The 16,607-nt window shown below is 53.9% G+C and carries 16 protein-coding genes; 15 read left to right on the top strand and 1 reads right to left on the bottom strand.

The window, feature by feature from the left end; translation table 11 throughout:
* Window positions 1-120: 120 nt before the first annotated feature.
* The 5 genes from SGR01S_RS06245 (at window position 121) to SGR01S_RS06225 (ending at window position 4,362) form a co-directional block, all read left to right on the top strand.
* Window positions 121-861: an amino acid ABC transporter permease gene (locus SGR01S_RS06245; protein ID WP_037418020.1), complete on the top strand. Its 741-nt coding sequence runs from the start codon at window positions 121-123 to the stop codon at window positions 859-861.
* Window positions 861-1,535 carry a glutamate/aspartate ABC transporter permease GltK gene (gltK, locus tag SGR01S_RS06240; protein ID WP_037418016.1) on the top strand — a complete coding sequence of 225 codons (675 nt, stop codon included), beginning with the start codon at window positions 861-863 and terminating at the stop codon, window positions 1,533-1,535. The genes SGR01S_RS06245 and gltK overlap by 1 nt, the downstream gene beginning before the upstream one ends.
* Window positions 1,535-2,260, top strand: coding sequence for an amino acid ABC transporter ATP-binding protein (locus SGR01S_RS06235; RefSeq protein ID WP_012005648.1), 726 nt, complete (start codon window positions 1,535-1,537; stop codon window positions 2,258-2,260). The genes gltK and SGR01S_RS06235 overlap by 1 nt, the downstream gene beginning before the upstream one ends.
* Window positions 2,261-2,591: 331 nt before the next feature.
* Window positions 2,592-3,524, top strand: coding sequence for a pyrimidine-specific ribonucleoside hydrolase RihA (rihA, locus tag SGR01S_RS06230; RefSeq protein WP_061806870.1), 933 nt, complete (start codon window positions 2,592-2,594; stop codon window positions 3,522-3,524).
* A gap of 139 nt (window positions 3,525-3,663) precedes the next feature.
* Window positions 3,664-4,362 carry an FMN-dependent NADH-azoreductase gene (locus tag SGR01S_RS06225; RefSeq protein ID WP_061806869.1) on the top strand — a complete coding sequence of 233 codons (699 nt, stop codon included), beginning with the start codon at window positions 3,664-3,666 and terminating at the stop codon, window positions 4,360-4,362.
* A 57-nt stretch (window positions 4,363-4,419) separates the two neighbouring features.
* Here SGR01S_RS06225 and SGR01S_RS06220 read toward each other — a convergent pair whose 3' ends face one another.
* On the bottom strand, window positions 4,420-4,902 hold the full coding sequence (locus tag SGR01S_RS06220; RefSeq protein WP_037418010.1) for a zinc ribbon-containing protein: 483 nt from the start codon (window positions 4,900-4,902) through the stop codon (window positions 4,420-4,422).
* Window positions 4,903-5,229: 327 nt separating this feature from the next.
* Here SGR01S_RS06220 and leuS point away from each other — a divergent pair, with 327 nt between their 5' ends.
* From leuS to dacA, 10 genes are all read left to right on the top strand, one after another.
* Window positions 5,230-7,812 carry a leucine--tRNA ligase gene (gene leuS, locus SGR01S_RS06215; protein ID WP_061806868.1) on the top strand — a complete coding sequence of 861 codons (2,583 nt, stop codon included), beginning with the start codon at window positions 5,230-5,232 and terminating at the stop codon, window positions 7,810-7,812.
* 14 nt (window positions 7,813-7,826) lie between these two features.
* Complete coding sequence (lptE, locus tag SGR01S_RS06210; RefSeq protein ID WP_037418006.1) at window positions 7,827-8,387, top strand: LPS assembly lipoprotein LptE; 561 nt, start codon at window positions 7,827-7,829, stop codon at window positions 8,385-8,387.
* Window positions 8,384-9,418: a DNA polymerase III subunit delta gene (gene holA / locus SGR01S_RS06205; protein ID WP_061806867.1), complete on the top strand. Its 1,035-nt coding sequence runs from the start codon at window positions 8,384-8,386 to the stop codon at window positions 9,416-9,418. Before lptE ends, holA begins: the two co-directional genes overlap by 4 nt.
* The gene (nadD, locus tag SGR01S_RS06200; protein WP_061806866.1) at window positions 9,408-10,070 is read left to right on the top strand and encodes a nicotinate-nucleotide adenylyltransferase; all 663 of its coding nucleotides are present in this window, start codon (window positions 9,408-9,410) and stop codon (window positions 10,068-10,070) included. Before holA ends, nadD begins: the two co-directional genes overlap by 11 nt.
* A 188-nt stretch (window positions 10,071-10,258) precedes the next feature.
* A complete protein-coding gene (rsfS, locus tag SGR01S_RS06195; protein ID WP_037417998.1) occupies window positions 10,259-10,576 on the top strand; it encodes a ribosome silencing factor in 318 nt (105 codons plus the stop codon).
* Between the two features lie 3 nt (window positions 10,577-10,579).
* A complete protein-coding gene (gene rlmH / locus SGR01S_RS06190) occupies window positions 10,580-11,050 on the top strand; it encodes a 23S rRNA (pseudouridine(1915)-N(3))-methyltransferase RlmH (protein ID WP_004949595.1) in 471 nt (156 codons plus the stop codon).
* Between the two features lie 38 nt (window positions 11,051-11,088).
* The gene (gene mrdA / locus SGR01S_RS06185; protein WP_061806865.1) at window positions 11,089-12,984 is read left to right on the top strand and encodes a peptidoglycan DD-transpeptidase MrdA; all 1,896 of its coding nucleotides are present in this window, start codon (window positions 11,089-11,091) and stop codon (window positions 12,982-12,984) included.
* 8 nt (window positions 12,985-12,992) lie between these two features.
* Entirely contained in the window at window positions 12,993-14,105 is a 1,113-nt protein-coding gene (gene mrdB / locus SGR01S_RS06180; protein WP_037417991.1) for a peptidoglycan glycosyltransferase MrdB, read from the top strand.
* A gap of 10 nt (window positions 14,106-14,115) precedes the next feature.
* Window positions 14,116-15,207, top strand: coding sequence for an endolytic peptidoglycan transglycosylase RlpA (rlpA, locus tag SGR01S_RS06175; protein ID WP_037417988.1), 1,092 nt, complete (start codon window positions 14,116-14,118; stop codon window positions 15,205-15,207).
* 176 nt (window positions 15,208-15,383) lie between these two features.
* On the top strand, window positions 15,384-16,595 hold the full coding sequence (dacA, locus tag SGR01S_RS06170) for a D-alanyl-D-alanine carboxypeptidase DacA (RefSeq protein WP_037417985.1): 1,212 nt from the start codon (window positions 15,384-15,386) through the stop codon (window positions 16,593-16,595).
* Window positions 16,596-16,607 lie beyond the last annotated feature (12 nt).

The raw sequence follows: 16,607 nt of genomic DNA, 5'->3' as shown, positions 1-16,607 counted from the left end.
TTCCCCTATAACGAACCACTGATGCCCGCACACATAAGTCAGCCCGACTGGCCGCGGGGCCATCGGCGTTGAATAGTCATCAATCTTTAGGCGCTCTGCGCCCGCTTAACGGAGTTTGTTATGTCAATAGATTGGAACTGGGGTATCTTTCTGCAGCAGGCCCCGTTTGGGAATACCACTTATCTCGGCTGGATTTGGTCTGGCTTTCAGGTAACGGTAGCCCTCTCCGTCTGTGCGTGGATTATCGCTTTCTTTGTCGGTTCGCTATTCGGTATCTTGCGTACCGTACCCAACCGCTTTCTTTCCACCCTTGGCACCTGTTACGTTGAATTGTTCCGTAATGTGCCGCTGATCGTACAATTCTTTACCTGGTATCTGGTGATCCCGGAACTGCTGCCTACCAACATCGGCATGTGGTTCAAAACTGAACTCGATCCTAACGTGCAGTTCTTTGTTTCTTCAATGCTGTGCCTTGGGCTGTTTACGGCTGCACGTGTGTGCGAGCAGGTTCGTGCCGCCATCCAGTCACTGCCACGCGGCCAGAGAGCTGCCGGGCTGGCTATGGGCCTGACGTTGCCACAAACCTATCGCTACGTGCTGTTACCGAATGCTTACCGGGTGATTGTGCCGCCGATGACCTCGGAAATGCTCAACCTGGTCAAAAACTCCGCCATCGCTTCCACTATCGGATTAGTCGACATGGCTGCCCAAGCGGGCAAATTGCTCGATTACTCAGCGCATGCCTATGAATCCTTTACCGCAATTACGCTGGCCTATATCGGCATCAATGCCGTCATCATGCTGCTTATGCGTTTGGTAGAAAGAAAAGTGCAGTTGCCCGGCAATATGGGGAGTAAATAATGTACGAATTTGACTGGGCATCCATTGTCCCAAGCTTCCCCTATCTCCTGCAGGGTCTGGTCATCACGTTGAAGATCACCGTGACCGCCATCGTTGTTGGTATCCTTTGGGGCACCATTCTCGCCGTCATGCGACTGTCGCCGTTCAAGCCGATCAGTTGGTTCGCTGCCGTGTACGTCAACCTGTTCCGCTCAGTGCCATTGGTTATGGTGTTGCTGTGGTTCTATCTTGTTGTTCCAAGCTTATTACAACAGGTTCTAGGCTTATCACCGAAAACCGATATTCGCCTGATCTCGGCTATGGTAGCCTTTTCCCTGTTTGAAGCGGCCTATTACTCGGAAATTATCCGTGCCGGCATTATCAGTATTTCGCGCGGTCAGTCCTCAGCAGCGCTGGCATTAGGTATGACCCACTGGCAATCCATGAGGCTGGTGATCTTGCCGCAAGCGTTCCGCGCCATGGTGCCGCTGCTGCTGACCCAAGGCATCGTACTCTTCCAGGATACCTCTCTGGTGTATGTACTGAGCCTGGCTGACTTCTTCCGTACCGCTTCCACCATCGGTGAGCGCGACGGTACACAGGTCGAAATGATCCTGTTTGCCGGCTTTGTCTACTTTGTTATCAGTCTCGCCGCCTCGGCGCTGGTAAGCTATTTGAAGAAAAGGACTGTTTGATGATATCCCTGAAAAATGTTTCTAAGTGGTACGGTCACTTTCAGGTTCTGACCGATTGCACCACTGAAGTCAAAAAAGGTGAAGTGGTGGTTGTCTGCGGTCCTTCAGGTTCAGGCAAGTCCACCCTGATCAAAACCGTCAACGGCCTGGAGCCGATCCAACAGGGCGATATCCTGGTGAACGGTACGCCGGTCAACAACAAGAAAACCAACCTGGCGCAATTGCGTTCCAAAGTCGGCATGGTGTTTCAGCACTTTGAGCTGTTCCCTCATCTGTCGATCATCGACAATCTGACGTTGGCACAGGTTAAAGTGCTCAAACGCGACAAAGCCGCCTCACGCGAGAAAGGCCTGAAGTTGCTGGAGCGCGTCGGTCTGACCGCTCATGCCAACAAGTTTCCCGGCCAGCTTTCCGGTGGCCAGCAGCAGCGTGTGGCTATCGCCCGTGCGCTGTGCATGGATCCTATCGCCATGCTGTTCGATGAACCCACCTCTGCGCTCGATCCGGAAATGATCAACGAAGTGCTGGACGTTATGGTTGAATTGGCGAACGAAGGCATGACCATGATGGTGGTAACCCACGAAATGGGCTTTGCCCGCAAAGTGGCCAACCGGGTGATCTTTATGGACGAAGGCAAAATTGTCGAAGACCGCAATAAAGACGACTTCTTCAACAACCCAGAATCGGAACGTGCCAAAGACTTCCTGGCAAAAATCCTGCACTGATTTAACTGATGCGCTCGTGCCCGTTATTAGGGAGAACGCCCCTCGGTGCGCTAGGCCCGGGTATCTCAGGAAAAAAACAACACTTGTCTCAATATGCATGCGCTCCATTCGGGGCGCATCTCTCCCCTCCCGGCACTAAAAGCGCTTGTTTCTCCCTGGTTTTGATCCGATGCTCGGAACACAACTCTACCCTATGGCTTTCAAGTTGCAACTAGGCGACCAGCTCGCTCATCCCCAGGCGCTTACTTGAGTATTGAGTAAGTAACTGGGGTGAGCGAGTGCAGGTAACAACACTGCAGCTTGAAAGACGACGGGTAAAAAGGAGATAAATATGCCTCGCCCTATCATTATCGATTGTGATCCCGGCCTCGACGATGCCATTGCCCTTGCTATGGCGCTGAGTTCTCCGGAACTGGACGTTAAAGCCATCACCACCTCTGCCGGTAACCAGACGCCGGAGAAAACCCTGCATAACGCGCTCGGCCTGCTGACGCTGATGAAACGCGAAGATATTCCTGTCGCCGCCGGTGCTGCGGGCCCACTAATGCGTGAGCTGGTGATTGCCGACTATGTGCATGGCAAAACCGGCATGGGCAATACCCATCTGCCAAAACCCTCCATCAAGCCGGTCACACAAACCGCCGTCGAACTGATCGCCAGCCTGCTGCGCAGCAGCCCAGACCCGATCACACTGGTGGTCACCGGCCCAATGACCAACATCGCCCTGCTGCTGGCTCAATACCCTGAGCTGAAAAGCAACATTGAGCGTATCGTCTTTATGGGCGGCGGCATGAACGCCGGCAACACCACCCCGGTGGCGGAGTTTAATATTTTCGTCGACCCGGAAGCCGCCGAAATGGTCCTGAAATCCGGTGTACCAATGACTATGGCGGGGTTGAATGTGACTCACCAGGCGTTGGTGCTGCCACAGGATATTGAACGTATCCGGAACATCAAAAACCCTGTGGCGCAGGCCGTAGCAGAAATGCTCGACTTCTACCTGCCGCTGTATCTCAGTCACCCGCGCGGGTTACCCGGTGCCGCAATGCACGACCCCTGCACCATCGCCTGGCTACTGGCACCACAGTTGTTTGGCAGTATCGAACGCTGGGTCGGTGTAGAAACCAAAGGGGAGTACACCCAGGGGATGACGGTGGTGGATATCTTCGGGCAAAACGGCAAAGCGGCCAATGTGGAAGTGCTGACCGACATTGACCGCGAAGGGTTTATCAATCTGTTAACCGAACGCGTGGCGCGTTACTGATTGATAGCACCCTCATACATTCAATTTTTTTGATTTAACTCAGCGAATTTTTACGCTATCACTGATCCAGGCTTGCCTCTAAGATGCTATCAAATGCATAGCAGCACTGACACCTTAGACCAAGCCTGGAGAATACCCGATGAGTCGTATACTGGTCCTGAAATCAAGTATCCTGGGTGATTACTCCCAGTCTGGAAAATTAGTCGATTTTTTTGTTCAACAGTGGCGTGAAGCACACCCAAGTGACAGCTTTACCTTCCGCGACCTGGCCAATCCGACCCTGCCGGAGCTGGATGGCGAAGTCATTGGCGGCTTTAGTGCCGGCGATAAGCCTTTAACACCACGTCAGCAAAAGACGCTGGCGCTTTCCGATGAGCTGATTGCCGAACTGAAATCGCACGACACCATTATCATCAGCGCCCCAATGTACAACTTCAATATCCCGACCCAGTTGAAAATCTATTTCGACCTGGTGGCACGTGCTGGCCAAACCTTCCGTTATACCTCAGAGGGTTCAGAAGGCCTGGTCACCGGTAAGAAAGCGATCGTGATCTCCAGCCGCGGCGGTATCCATGCCGATACGCCAACAGATCTGATCACACCTTATCTGAAGCTGTTCTTAGGGTTTATCGGTATTACTGACGTGGAGTTCGTGTTGGCGGAAGGTTTTGCTTACGGGCCGGAAGCAGCAGAAAAAGCGACGCAGGACAGCCGTATTGCAGTAGCTCAGAAAGTGCCTGCTGCGCAGTACATCGCGCCCGTCAGTCAACCTGAAATAGCAACAGCCCCAGCTAGCGGTGGTTTTCTCAGTAACCTGATGAAGAAACTGTTTGGTTAATGGCAATGCTCCTGCCCCGGCTCTTTCTCTGTGGGAGAAGTCCGGGGCGTGGGAATATTAAGGCTCGAAAGGACGACGCTGGAACTGATCGTGACCGCATTTCGGACATAGTGGCAGCACTTCTGGTGTGTAAAATGCCATATGATGATGGCACTGTTCGCACACCAGGTTACCCAGACCGACGACTTCACCGCTGTGGTAAACGCCATGATGGCTGACGTCTTTGAAGACTTCTCGCCATTCCAACTGGGTTTTATCCGTGATATCCGCCAGCTCCTGCCACAAGCTCTCCTTAATCACCCGCATAAAAACGCTATCGGTAAATTCGTCCCGGCTTTCCTGGTAGCTACGCGCAAACTCTTCCAAATCGCGCCGTACTGCCTGAGTAACCTGCTCCACTTCTTCGCGCGTCAGCTCACCGGCTTCATTCAGCCGTTTTTCAGCGCTCGCAACCAGTGAGTCGATATCACGCTCGCCATTTTTCAAACGTTCGGTCAGAGATGCCACCAATTCGCGGTAGTACTGAGCAACCTTGTTCATAATCTCTCCTCGATGAACTTACGTGACAGGGCTTTCCTCCCATACCCTATAGCTTTCAAGTTGCAGCCAGGCGCCTAGCTGCGGCTTGAAAGATGACGGGTATAAAGTAGCTCTTATCATTTTAGCGGTAAATTGCTGATGTCACTTGGCAACGCACGGGATCCTCAAGATGTGAGTCATATCATGGCGGCGATTTTTTAAATACGCGGAGTCGGGCGCTTGGTGTTGTTGCCGAGAGGTCTTATCAGCTATGCTATGCGGATCTATAAGTACTCAACAGAATGCTACGGATGTAGCTGTTTTACACCTACAGGACCACCAGCCGCCATGCAAGAGCAATACCGTCCAGAAGACATAGAATCGAACGTACAGCTTCACTGGGAAGAGAAGCAAACTTTCAAAGTTACCGAAGATGCGAGCAAGGAAAAGTATTACTGCCTATCCATGCTGCCATACCCATCAGGCCGTCTGCACATGGGGCACGTTCGTAACTACACTATCGGCGACGTGATCTCGCGCTATCAGCGCATGCTAGGTAAAAACGTACTACAGCCGATCGGCTGGGATGCGTTCGGTCTGCCGGCGGAAGGTGCTGCGGTCAAAAACAACACCGCACCGGCTCCGTGGACCTACGACAACATCGAATACATGAAGAACCAGCTAAAACTGCTGGGCTTCGGCTATGACTGGGATCGCGAGATCGCCACCTGCGATCCAGATTACTACCGTTGGGAACAGTGGTTCTTCACCAAGCTGTACGAAAAAGGTTTGGTCTATAAAAAGACCTCCGCGGTGAACTGGTGCCCACACGATCTGACCGTGTTGGCCAACGAACAGGTTATCGACGGCTGCTGCTGGCGCTGTGACACCAAGGTTGAGCGTAAAGAGATCCCTCAGTGGTTTATTAAAATCACTGACTACGCCGATCAACTGCTCAACGATTTGGACACGCTTGAAAGCTGGCCAGAGCAGGTAAAAACCATGCAGCGTAACTGGATTGGCCGTTCTGAAGGGGTGGACATCACCTTTGACGTGGCGGGCAGCGATGAGAAACTGACGGTTTATACCACCCGTCCTGACACCTTTATGGGTGCCACTTACGTCGCCGTTGCCGCGGGCCACCCGCTGGCGCAGCAAGGTGCAGTGAACAACCCTGCACTGACTGAATTTATCGAAGAGTGCCGTAACACCAAAGTGGCCGAAGCCGAAATGGCGACGATGGAAAAGAAAGGCATGCCTACTGGCCTGTTCGCCATCCACCCACTGTCTGGCGAGCAAGTGCCAATTTGGGTTGCCAACTTTGTACTGATGGAATACGGCACAGGTGCCGTGATGGCAGTCCCTGCTCACGATCAACGTGACTGGGAGTTCGCGACCAAATACGGTTTGCCGATCAAACCGGTCGTGCTGGCACTCGACGGCAGCCAACCCGATGTGCAAGCCGAAGCGATGACCGAAAAAGGCACGCTGTTCAACTCTGGCGAGTTTGACGGTTTGGATCACCAAGCCGGTTTCAACGCCATTGCCGACAAATTGGTCGCCAAAGGCGTCGGCCAGCGCAAGGTGAACTACCGTCTGCGTGACTGGGGCGTTTCCCGTCAACGTTATTGGGGTGCGCCAATTCCAATGGTGACGCTGGAAGACGGTACCGTGATGCCAACACCGGAAGACCAACTGCCGGTGATCTTGCCTGAAGATGTGGTAATGGACGGCATCACCAGCCCGATCAAGGCCGATCCAGAGTGGGCGAAAACCACCGTAAATGGTCAGCCTGCTTTCCGTGAAACTGACACCTTCGATACCTTCATGGAGTCATCCTGGTACTACGCGCGTTACACCTGCCCGCAGTACGACAAGGGTATGCTGGACCCAGCCGCCGCCAACTACTGGCTGCCGGTTGATCAGTATGTTGGTGGCATCGAACATGCCATCATGCACCTGATGTATTTCCGCTTCTTCCACAAACTGCTGCGTGACGCAGGTCTGGTGGATTCCGATGAGCCGGCAAAACGCCTGCTGTGTCAGGGAATGGTGTTGGCAGACGCCTTCTATTACACCGGCAACAGCGGTGAGCGCGTTTGGGTTTCTCCAGTCGACGCCAACGTTGAACGTGACGACAAAGGCCGCATTATTAAAGCCACCGATCCACAAGGTCGTGAACTGGTCTATGCTGGCATGAGCAAAATGTCGAAGTCGAAAAACAACGGCATTGACCCACAAGTGATGGTTGAGAAATACGGCGCGGATACCGTGCGCCTGTTCATGATGTTCGCTTCACCGGCAGAAATGACGCTGGAATGGCAGGAATCCGGTGTTGAAGGGGCAAACCGCTTCCTGAAACGCGTCTGGAAACTGGCCTACGAACATCTGGAAAAAGGTGCAGTTCAGCCGCTGAACGTTGCGACACTGAACGAAGATCAAAAAGCGCTGCGCCGCGATCTGCATAAAACCATCGCTAAAGTGACCGACGATATCGGCCGTCGTCAGACGTTCAACACCGCGATCGCCGCGGTAATGGAACTGATGAACAAACTGGCCCGTGCGCCGCAAGAAAGCGAGCAAGATCGCGCGCTGTTGCAAGAAGCGCTGCTGTCTGTGGTACGGATGCTGTATCCGTTCACGCCACACGTTTGCTTCTCACTGTGGCAGGCTCTGGGTGGCGAAGGTGATGTGGATACAGCAGCCTGGCCGCAAGCCGATGAGCAAGCTATGGTCGAAGACTCCAAGCTGGTCGTTGTGCAGGTAAACGGCAAGGTTCGCGCTAAAATCACTGTGGCAGCCGATGCAACCGAAGAGCAAGTGCGCGCGCGCGCTGCTGAGGAACATCTGGTCGCTAAATATCTGGACGGGGTTACGGTTCGTAAAGTGATCTATGTTCCGGGCAAATTGCTTAACCTGGTTGTGGGTTAACACAAGGAGGCGTTGTGCGACATCGTATTCTAACGTTGTTGCTGGGGTTGGCGGTGCTGGTCACCGCTGGCTGCGGTTTTCACCTGCGTGGAACCACGCAGGTGCCCTCAGAAATGAAAACGCTACTGCTGGATAGCGCAGACCCTTATGGTCCGCTGACCCGTGCAGTGCGTGAACAGTTGCGTCTAAGCGGCGTAACCATTGTCAAAGATGCGAAACGTAAGGATCTCCCTTCCCTGCGCATCATTGGCGCAACTGAAAGCCAGGATACCGCGTCTATCTTCCAGGACGGTAAAACCGCTGAGTACCAAATGGTGCTAACCGTTCAGGCACAGGTGCTGCTCCCGGGTCATGATCTGTACCCGCTGAGCGTGAAAGTGTTCCGTTCGTTCTTCGATAACCCGCTGACCGCATTGGCTAAAGACTCCGAGCAGGAGATTATTCGCCAGGAAATGCGTGAGCAGGCAGCCCAGCAATTGGTACGCAAACTGCTGACCGTGCATGCGGCAGAAGAAGAAACGCAACAAAAAGCAGCGGCCGCCGGTGAAAAAGCGGCAAGTCTCGCAGCACAATGATTCGTATTTATCCTGAACAACTTGCCGCGCAGCTCCGAGAGGGGCTGCGCGCTTGTTATTTATTAAGTGGTAATGAACCGCTATTGTTGCAGGAAAGCCAGGATCTGATCCGTCAGGCTGCACAGCAACAGCAGTTCACCGAGCACTACAGCATTTCGCTTGACGCCCATACCGATTGGGACGCCATTTTCAGCATCTGTCAGGCCATGAGTCTGTTTGCCAGCCGCCAGACACTGATGCTGATCTTCCCTGAGAACGGGCCAACCGCGCCGATCGGTGAACAGCTCGTCAAGTTGGCAGCCCTGCTGCATGACGATATTTTGCTGATACTGCGTGGGCCACGCCTGACCAAGGCGCAAGAAAACAGCGCCTGGTTCAAGGCACTTACTCCGCATGGTGCTTATGTCAGTTGTCAGACGCCAGAGCAGGCGCAGTTGCCACGCTGGGTAGCACAGCGCGCCAAAACCATGAAGTTGGAATTGGACGACGCAGCCAATCAATTGCTGTGTTATTGCTACGAAGGCAATCTGCTCGCGTTGTCGCAGGCGCTCGAAAGGCTGTCACTACTGCATCCGGACGGTAAACTCACATTGCCGCGCGTTGAACTGGCGGTAAACGACGCCGCGCACTTCACGCCATTCCACTGGCTGGATGCTTTGTTGGCCGGGAAAAGTAAACGTGCCTGGCATATCCTGCAACAGATGCAGCAGGAAGATGTCGAACCGGTGATCCTGCTACGTACCCTACAGCGCGAATTACTGCAATTGCTGAACCTGCAACGACGCATGGCGTCAGTGCCATTGCGCACATTGTTTGATCAATACAAGGTGTGGCAAAACCGTCGTAACCTGGTCACGCAAGCATTACAGCGGCTCTCCGGTGCCCAATTGCGCCAAGCAGTACATCTGCTGGCACAGATTGAAATCACCCTTAAGCAGGATTACGGCCAGTCGGTTTGGTCGGAGCTGGAAACCCTGTCAATGCTGCTGTGCGGCAAACCTCTGGCCACGAGTTTTTCAGATGCCCACTAAAACGCAAGACACCACCGTTCTGCACGCGTTGTTTGGCGGTACCTTTGACCCGATTCACTACGGCCATTTGCGGCCGGTAGAAGCACTCGCGGCAGAGGTTGGCCTGAGCCGAGTCACGCTGTTGCCAAACCATGTTCCCCCGCATCGCCCTCAGCCCGAGGCTAATGCCCAGCAACGGTTGAAAATGGTGGAGTTGGCCATCGCCGATAACCCGTTATTTGCCGTGGACGACCGTGAACTGCACCGCACAACGCCGTCCTATACCATAGAGACGCTGGAAGCCATTCGTAAAGAACGTGGCGCTCAATTGCCACTGGCGTTTATTATTGGCCAGGACTCGCTATTGTCGTTACACAAATGGCACCGCTGGCAATCGCTGCTGGATACCTGTCACCTGCTGGTGCTGGCCCGTCCGGGTTACAATGATCGGATGGACACCCAAGAACTGCAACAGTGGTTGGAACAGCATCAGGTGACCGATGCCACACAGCTTAGCCTAAAGCCTCAAGGCTATATCTATCTGGCAGATACACCACAGTTGGAAATTTCTGCCACTGAAATCCGCCAGCGCCGCCATCAAGGCCTCAACTGTGACGATTTATTACCACGTTCAGTACAACGCTATATCGAGTTACAGGGTTTATATCGCTAGCGAGAGCCGCATGATATACTGCGCCGCTATTTTTCAGGTATTCGCTGAAAACCCCGGAAACCTTAGCTGGCCGGGCAGTCACCAGCTGGCTTTCAGCGGCATCCTGCCGACTTATCATTGATTCAGGCCGCAATACGGGCAGTTGCCCGCCGCAGTCGAATGAACCGAACACACCCGAGGGGGAACCTTTGCAAGGTAAAGCGCTCCAAGATTTCGTCATCGATAAAATTGATGACCTGAAAGGCCAAGACATTATCGCTCTGGATGTACAGGGTAAATCCAGCATCACCGATTGCATGATCATCTGCAGCGGTACCTCGACCCGTCACGTGATGTCGATCGCCAACCACGTTGTGCAAGAAGCGCGCAACGCGGGTATGGAACTGTTCGGCATGAAAGGTCAGGAAGCTTCTGACTGGGTCGTTGTCGATTTAGGCGAAGTGATTGTTCACGTGATGCAAGAAGAAAGCCGTCAGTTGTACGAGCTGGAAAAACTCTGGAGCTAAGCGGTGAAACTGCAACTGGTAGCGGTCGGCACTAAAATGCCAGACTGGGTGCAGACCGGCTTTATGGATTATCTGCACCGCTTTCCGAAAGACATGCCGTTTGAGCTGACCGAAATCCCGGCGGGCAAGCGCGGCAAGAATGCCGATATCAAACGCATTCTGGAAAAGGAAGGTGAGCAGATGCTGGCGGCGGTGGGCAAAGGCAATCGTATTGTCACGCTGGATATCCCCGGTACGCCGTGGGAAACACCGCAGTTGGCGCAACAGCTCGAACGCTGGAAGCAGGATGGCCGCAACGTCAGCCTGTTAATTGGCGGTCCAGAAGGGCTAGCCCCTGCGTGCAAGGCCGCAGCCGAACAAAGTTGGTCGCTCTCGCCGTTGACATTGCCGCATCCTTTAGTGCGCGTTCTGGTGGCTGAAAGCCTCTATCGCGCCTGGAGTATTACAACAAATCATCCTTACCACCGGGAATAACCGGTGGTAACCGTGACAGAGTGAAATAAAGCAGCGGGATGAAAATAGAACGTAACCCTTTTCGCGACTATACGGCTGAATCGGCCCTGTTTGTACGCCGCGCCCTGGTGGCGTTCTTGGTCATCCTGGTGCTGACCGGCATCCTCATCGCCAATCTGTATAATCTGCAAATCGTCCGTTTTGAAGATTACCGCACCCGCTCCAACGAAAACCGCATCAAACTGGTGCCCATCGCCCCCAGTCGCGGCATAATCTACGATCGCAACGGCACTCCGCTGGCGCTCAACCGCACGATTTACCAACTGGAATTGATGCCGGAAAAGATCGACGATCTTAAGGCCACGCTGCAGGCATTGCGGCCAGTGGTTGATCTGACCGATGACGACATCACCAATTTCGAGAAAGAGCGCAAACGCTCGCGCCGTTTTGTCTCTATCCCGGTGAAAACCGCCCTGAACGAAGTGCAGGTGGCGCGTTTCGCGGTTAACCAATTCCGCTTCCCGGGTGTCGAAGTCAAAGGCTATCAACGCCGCTACTACCCTTATGGTTCTGCCCTGACCCATGTGATCGGCTATGTGTCGAAGATCAACGACCGTGACGTTGAACGGCTGGATAAAGACGGCAAACTGGCCAACTACGCCGCGACACATGATATCGGCAAGCTGGGCATTGAACGCTATTACGAAGATACTCTCCATGGTAAAACCGGCTACGAAGAGGTTGAAGTCAACAACCGCGGCCGAGTGATCCGCCAACTGCATGAACAGCCCCCTTCTGCCGGTCAAGACGTTTACCTGACACTGGATCTCAACCTGCAACGCTATATTGAGCAGTTGCTGGTCGGCAGCCGCGCGGCAGTGGTGGTAAGCGATCCACGCACCGGTGGCATTCTGGCGATGGTCTCGAACCCCAGCTATGATCCGAACCTGTTCGTTGATGGCATCTCCAGTAAAGACTATCAGGGGCTGCTGAATGACCCGAACCGGCCACTGATCAACCGTGCCACACAAGGGCTTTATCCACCGGCCTCAACGGTGAAACCATACATTTCCGTCTCGGCGCTCAGCGCCGGGGTGATCACCAAAAATACCACCCTGTTCGATCCCGGCTGGTGGCAATTGCCCGGTTCAGAAAAACGCTTCCGCGACTGGAAAAAATGGGGCCACGGCCGCCTGAACGTCACCAAGGCGTTGGAAGAATCAGCGGATACCTTCTTCTATCAAGTCGCCTACGACATGGGTATCGATCGCCTGTCGACTTGGCTGACCCGATTCGGTTACGGCGAATATACCGGCATCGATCTATCCGAAGAACGTTCCGGCCTGATGCCGACCCGCGAGTGGAAATTCAAACGCTATAAAAAACCCTGGTATCAGGGTGACACCATTCCGGTAGGTATCGGTCAGGGCTACTGGACGGCAACACCGATCCAGATGGCCAAGGCACTGACCACCCTGATTAACGACGGCAACGTCAAAACGCCACACCTGCTGCAAAGCACCAGAATCAATGGTGCCCTGGTTCCCTTCACACAGGAAGAGAGCAAGCAGATCGGCGATATTCATTCTGGCTTCTGGGAAATTGCCAAAGATGGCATGTATGGTGTAGCCAACCGTCCGAACGGGACGGCGCGTAAGTACTTCTCGGATGCACCTTACAAAGCCGCGGCGAAATCGGGTACCGCACAGGTATTCGGCTACGAAACCTACAACGCCCACAAACTGGCGGAACACCTGCGTGACCATAAGTTGATGACCGCCTTTGCACCGTATAACAATCCAACGGTATCGGTCGCCATCATTCTGGAAAACGGCGGCTCCGGTCCGGCGGTCGGGACGATCACTCGTCAGATCCTCGATCACATTTTGCTGGGCGACAACAATACGCAATTACCATCTGAAGCCCCACTGCCACCAGGCGTAGAGGGTGATTAAGGTAGAACATGACTGAAAGCCAACAAAAGGGCTCGATCTGGACCAAAATCCATATCGACCCCACATTCCTGCTCTTAATTCTGGCCTTGCTGGTCTACAGCGCGTTCGTGATGTGGAGCGCCAGCGGCCAGGATATTGGCATGATGGAGCGCAAGATCGGCCAGATTGTCATGGGGCTGATAGTGATGGCCGTCATGGCGCAAATTCCACCGCGGGTCTATGAAAGCTGGGCGCCGTATTTGTATATTTTCTGCGTGATCCTGCTGATACTGGTAGACGCTTTCGGCCAGATCAGTAAAGGCGCGCAGCGCTGGCTTGATCTCGGTTTTGTGCGCTTCCAGCCGTCCGAGATCGCCAAGATTGCCGTGCCGCTGATGGTGGCGCGCTTTATGAACCGCGATGTCTGTCCGCCTTCGCTGAAGAATACCGCCATTGCACTGGTGCTGATTTTCCTGCCAACCCTGTTGGTTGCGGCACAGCCGGATCTGGGGACCTCAATTCTGATTGCCGCCTCCGGTCTGTTTGTACTGTTCCTTTCCGGCATGAGCTGGAAGCTGATCGCCGTGGCCGCGCTACTGCTGGCCGCCTTTATCCCAGTACTGTGGTTCTTCCTGATGCACGGTTATCAGCGTGACCGCGTCATGATGCTGCTCGATCCGGAGACCGACCCACTGGGCGCCGGCTATCATATTATTCAGTCAAAAATCGCCATTGGCTCCGGTGGCCTGTCAGGCAAGGGTTGGCTGCACGGTACCCAGTCGCAATTGGAATTCCTGCCGGAACGCCACACCGACTTTATCTTCGCGGTATTGGCCGAGGAGTTAGGGTTGGTCGGGGTACTGGTGCTTCTGGCGCTGTATCTGCTGGTGATTATCCGCGGGCTGATGATCGCTGCCAAGGCACAAACCACCTTCGGCCGAGTCATGGTCGGTGGCCTGATGCTGATTTTGTTCGTTTATGTGTTTGTTAACATTGGTATGGTCAGTGGCATTTTACCGGTAGTTGGCGTACCTTTGCCTCTGGTCAGCTACGGGGGGTCGGCGCTGATTGTGCTTATGGCCGGGTTCGGCATCATCATGTCGATTCACACGCATCGGAAAATGATGTCTAAAAGTTTATAAGAGGTGAGTAATGCGTAAGGAATGGCTTTGGGTCGGCGTAGTCGCGGTGTTACTTTCCGCCTGTACCGCCCCGACCTCGGAACAGCAAGCGCCACCGCAGCAGCCCTATAACGGGCCCGTGGTGGAAATCGGCGGCGTTGAGCCTCAATATGAACCCTATAACCCTAATAACATGCAGGATTATAAGGTTAATGGCGACACTTACCGCATCGTGAAAGATCCGCAGAACTTCTCGCAAACCGGTCTGGCCAGTTCCTATGGTGAAGAAGCCCGTGGTAACACCACGGCCCTGGGAGAACAGTTCGATCCTAACGGTCTGACCGCCGCACACCCAACGCTGCCGATCCCAAGCTACGTGCGCGTAACTAACCTGGCCAATGGCCGTCAACTGGTGGTTCGGGTTAACGATCGTGGGCCTTACACCAAAGGCCGTATTATCGATCTGTCAAAAGCCGTTGCCGATCGCCTGAACCTGTCCAACAACACCAAGGTCAAGGTTGATTTCATCAATGTTGCCCCGGACGGCACCTTGAGCGGCCCTGGCACCATTGGTACCACCGTTGCCAAACAAAGCTACGCACTGCCCTCTCGTCCGGATCTCGGTTCCAGCAGCATGGGGACTCCCGTACAACAGGATATCCCTGTCGCCAGCGGTGCCGCAGTACGCCCGATTGACAACAGCAGCCTGAATACCGGCGATGACGCCCCAGCAGCAACCACCAGTAATAGTAGCCGCAGCGGTTTCCTGGGTGCACCGAGTGCCGTCCCGGCAGGCGTACTGGAAGGATCCGAACCTGAACCTGCAGTTAACGCTGCCGCCATTGCGGCCCCAGTAGCTGCCACAGCAGCCGTTGGTGCAAGCAGTATGGCTTCTGGCGGAAGCTATGTCGTCCAGGTTGGTGCACTGAGCAGTGCTGAACGTGCACAGACCTGGCAACAAAGCCTGAGCCAAAAATTTGGCGTGCCGGGTAAAGTGGCCGCCAGCGGCAACGTATACCGCGTACAGTTAGGCCCGTTCAGCAGTCGCCAACAAGCGGCTCAACTGCAACAACGCCTGGCTACCGAAGCGCAGCAACAATCTTTTGTCACTGCTGCACCTTAAACAGAGTTCCGGCAGAAATCGCGACTGATAACCATTCCTTTAGCTGAAACATTTTCTTTCAGCTAAAGCCAGTAAAGCGCGATGAGTCAGAGGATTGGCTAATGCCTGCCGGGATCTCATCTGTTATAGTGTGGCTCGTTTTTAACTTTACCCTCATGGATGTTGTAGTCTCGATCATGAAACAAGTAACTTCTTTCCGTTTAATCAAGAGCATAGCGCTCGGCACCGTTATCGCGATGAGTGCAACTACTGTTGCGCATGCCGATGACGTTAATATCAAGACCATGATCCCAGGGGTACCGCAGATCGATGCGGAAGCCTACGTCCTGATTGATTACAACTCCGGTAAAGTTTTGGCCGAAATGAACGCCGATGCGCGTCGCGACCCAGCCAGCCTGACCAAAATGATGACCAGCTACGTCATCGGCCAGGCGCTGAAAGCAGGCAAAATCGGTCAGGAAGACCTGGTTACCGTCGGACAAGATGCCTGGGCAACCGGCAACCCGGTATTCAAGGGCTCTTCGCTGATGTTCCTGAAGCCAGGCGACCGCGTACCGGTTTCCAAGCTGACCCGCGGCATTAACCTGCAGTCCGGCAACGATGCCTGTGTGGCGATGGCCGACTACGTGGCAGGTAGCCAGGATGCGTTCGTTAATCTGATGAATACCTACGTCAGTAAGCTGGGCCTGCAAAACACTCATTTCCAAACCGTACACGGTTTGGATGCACAGGGTCAGTACAGCTCGGCACGCGATATGGCGTTGATCGGCCAAGCGCTGATCCGCGACGTGCCAGATGAATACGCAATTTATAAAGAAAAAGAGTTCACCTTCAACAATATCCGCCAGATGAACCGTAACGGTTTGCTGTGGGATACCAGTCTGAACGTGGACGGCATCAAAACCGGTCATACCGATGCTGCAGGTTATAACCTGGTTGCCTCTGCAACTGAAGGCCAGATGCGCCTGATCTCTGCGGTACTGGGCGGTCGTACTTATAAAGGCCGTGAAACCGAAAGCAAAAAACTGCTGACGTGGGGCTTCCGCTTCTTCGAAACCGTTGCACCACTGAAAGTGGGTAAAGAGTTCGCCTCTGAGCCAGTGTGGTTCGGTGATACGGATCGCGTTGAGTTGGGCGTAGACAAAGACGTTTACCTGACCATTCCACGCGGCCGAATGAAAGATCTCAAAGCCAGCTACGTGTTGAACACACCAGAAATTCATGCCCCTCTGGCTAAAAACCAGGTTGTCGGCAGCATCAACTTCCAGCTCGATGGCAAAACCATTGATCAGCGCCCACTGGTGGTGATGAACGAAGTGAAAGAAGGTGGTTTCTTCAGTCGTATCGTGGATTACATCAAACTGATGTTCCACCACTGGTTCGGTTAACAGTTGAAATGG

The sequence above is a fragment of the Serratia grimesii NBRC 13537 genome (genome assembly GCF_001590905.1).
GTDB lineage: Bacteria > Pseudomonadota > Gammaproteobacteria > Enterobacterales > Enterobacteriaceae > Serratia > Serratia grimesii.
This window is presented reverse-complemented; position numbering and strand designations above follow the sequence as displayed.